Origin of the sequence: uncultured Mucilaginibacter sp. (genome assembly GCF_903893715.1) — a bacterium.
Taxonomy (GTDB): domain Bacteria; phylum Bacteroidota; class Bacteroidia; order Sphingobacteriales; family Sphingobacteriaceae; genus Mucilaginibacter.
The window spans coordinates 1-2,951 of sequence record NZ_CAITNG010000134.1 but is presented as its reverse complement, the minus strand read 5'-3'; the positions used below and the strand labels follow the sequence as shown (position 1 = coordinate 2,951).

General features: G+C 45.4%; 3 protein-coding genes. 1 reads left to right on the top strand and 2 read right to left on the bottom strand.

All coding sequences use genetic code 11. The features are described 5' to 3' along the window. Positions 1-10: 10 nt before the first annotated feature. A complete protein-coding gene (locus QZX97_RS15420; RefSeq protein WP_295654261.1) occupies positions 11-493 on the bottom strand; it encodes a hypothetical protein in 483 nt (160 codons plus the stop codon). A gap of 24 nt (positions 494-517) precedes the next feature. Further along, entirely contained in the window at positions 518-1,045 is a 528-nt protein-coding gene (locus QZX97_RS15415; protein ID WP_295654260.1) for a T9SS type A sorting domain-containing protein, read from the bottom strand. Positions 1,046-1,617: 572 nt separating this feature from the next. Here QZX97_RS15415 and QZX97_RS15410 point away from each other — a divergent pair. Beyond that, entirely contained in the window at positions 1,618-2,511 is an 894-nt protein-coding gene (locus tag QZX97_RS15410; RefSeq protein ID WP_295664768.1) for a terminase small subunit, read from the top strand. Positions 2,512-2,951: the final 440 nt, after the last annotated feature.

The following is a 2,951-nucleotide window of genomic DNA, read 5'->3' as shown; positions in this document are numbered from 1 at the left end:
GTAGCACCGGTTACACCATTCGAGCGTTATTACCAGTTGCCCCTGTCGCGCCCGTAGCTCCGTTTGCACCGGTAGCACCCGTTTTACCCGGGTTACCCGGATTAAATGAAAATATCGCATAGGGCACGCTCAATAATTTTGAAACACCCATTACCACATAACCGCTGCCCAAGTCTACTTCTGTTTGGATGTACTTTTGAGCGCTCGTCCAGTTTACGTTGGCAAATGTACCCACGGTTGGGGTACCGCTGCCTACTTCTATGCTAAACAAGCCGAATTGGTCGGTAGTGGTGCTTTGGGTTTCCTGGTACTCCACTGTACCGCCGGGCGTGCCGGTGCGGATGGATAGCCTGATGTTCAGGGGCGTATTGGTCAATAAACCGCCATTTACACTCCGGGCAATGGCCTGGTATTTAAAAGCTGTAGATTGTGCCATGGCCGTGCCGCATAACGCGAAGACCGAAATAAGCAGGATGAGTAATTTTTTATTCATTGTATAGGTGATAAGGGTGTGTTTCTAAATTTTGATGAGTTTAACCTGTCCCTGAAAGTTTAACTGATTAACCACACTGATAAAGTAGATGCCCCCCGCCAAATTCGAAACATCCAACGTGAGGTATAAAAAGTTATGGTTGCTGTAGGTAACAGATTGTGTTTGTAGGATTTTGCCCGACGCATCAACCAGGTTGACGGTGTAGATACCATCGGGCACGTGGTTAAAGGCCAGTTTTACCGTACCTCCGCTTGCCGGGTTAGGATATAATACCAATGAACCCGATATATTGGTGCTTAATAAGGTCTGCACATCAACGTCCGGCTGGTGAAAACCCGCGGTCAAAAACAGGGGTGCGTTGGTGCCGGGTCCTGTGTTTGGTAAAAAATCGGAAATAGGTTCGCCCAATACATAGGTGAGTATCAAGTTAGGCGATTTAACGGTTTCGGCCTGGTTAGCCACTACCGAACGAGACAAATATTGCGCGCAGGCCACTTGGCCAAAAAGCAACACAACAAGGGGGAAAAACAGGGTGCGTAAAAGTGCCTTCATAACTTGTTAAAATATAGTCAAAAAATTAAAAAAAACAAACAATTTTTAGATTTTCAAAAGGATAATTTTTTATTCTTTGATTTATTTTTTTTAGTTTTTTTTAAAATCTTTGTTGAAATTAATTTTTTTGAAAACATATTTATCGTTTGGTTAAAGTCTGGTGAAATTTAAAAAATGCTGTTGATTAGCCGGATAACAAAAAACAGTTGAACGAGGTCAAAAAAATTATTTTTTTGAGAATTTTTAAGATGAGATAGCTTTTGCTTTGATTGGAAAAACGCGTGCGCAGGCGTTGGGGAAATAGCTTTTGGGGGAAGCATTTGGAAGTGGCTACGGTTGTTGATGACATTCCGATATCTGCCGAGACCAACACGGCAGGGTCGTGCTTTTTATTATATCTTTTGTAATTTTTGTAATAATAAATTATTCGTCGTATATTGCATGTAATTTGCAATAAAACACCTTTTTGTGCCCTGGAATGCTGTTGAGGCGTTGGACATGGCTGTGATTTAGGGTAGCCCCTGACGGGGCATTTTTATCGCATTTCTAACAAAAAACCAACAATTATAAATATGAAAACGATTGATGCGTTTACTTTAACACCCAAACAACAACGCTTTTGCGATGAGTATTTGATGGACATGAACGCTACCCGGGCGGCCTTGCGGGCGGGGTATACGCAGGCCACGGCCATGAACGGGCAATTGATGGAAATGCCCAAGATACAGGCTTATTTGAAGGAGCGGACGGCCGAGGCGAGTAAGAAACTGCAGGTGAGCCACGAAACGCTTTTGGGCGAACTGATGAAAGTAGCTTTTGCCAATATGGGCGATTATTTTGGGGATGATGGGCGTGTGAAGGCCATGGGCGACATATTGGATGATAAAAAGAGCGCGATATGGAGTTTGAAGGTTTCGGAAGGAAAATATGGCACTACCGTGCAATTGCGCTTACACAATAAACTGGCGGCTTTGGAAAAAATTGCCAAACACATTAAGTTTTATGAGGTGGAGCAAAAAGCGTCGGAACCACAGGAGGCGGTTTATGTGGACAAAGGAGACCTGAACGAGGATGACCGCTTTGAGGATGACAGTATTGATGCGCTGGATAAGGATCTGTACGATAAAAAGGTGAAGCTTGAAACGCTGCAAAGGGAATTGTACTTAAAGGAACGCGATTTAAAGCAACGGGAGGCGGATTTGGCGACAAGGGAGGAGGGTGTTCGGGCCGCCATCGCTCCAGCTTCGTCGGCTGAAACGGCTAAAACGGCTGAAGTTGTTAAAAGCGTGGTGGCCGAGACTCCTAAAGCTGCGCCGGGGCCTTATGATAAACCGGTAGCCGGTGCTGAAAAACCAGCCAATGTGAACTCCAATAAATTTAACGAGCCTATTGGTTACCGTCTGGAGCAGCAGCGAAATTTGAGCCGCGCAAAGCCGGAGAAGTATTATTTTGGGTGGAAGTTGTGAGTTATTGGTTCATTGGTTCATTGGTTCATTGGTCCTGTCTGGGGGTTATTTGGTTGGCGGGTTACCTGGCGCTTGTGACTGGCGCGCAGCGATTGCTTCGTCGTACCTCCTCGCAATGACGTGGTGGTGGATGGTTTTTTGAAACACCCATATTTTGGTCATTGGTCATTGGGTCATTAGTTCATTAGTCCTGTCTGGGGGTTATTTGGTGGGCGGGTTACCGGTCGCTTGTGACTGGCGCGCAGAGGTTGCTTCGTCGTACCTCCTCGCAATGACGTGGTGGTGGTTGGTTTTTTGAAGAACACCCATAAATACCCATGAGTCCCGATAGCTATCGGGACGCAAAGCGCAGAGAGCGTGGCGCATGGCGTAAGAGGGAAAAGTTTGTTTAAGGAACACCCATAAATACCCATGTTTTGGTTCATTAGTTCATTAGTCAT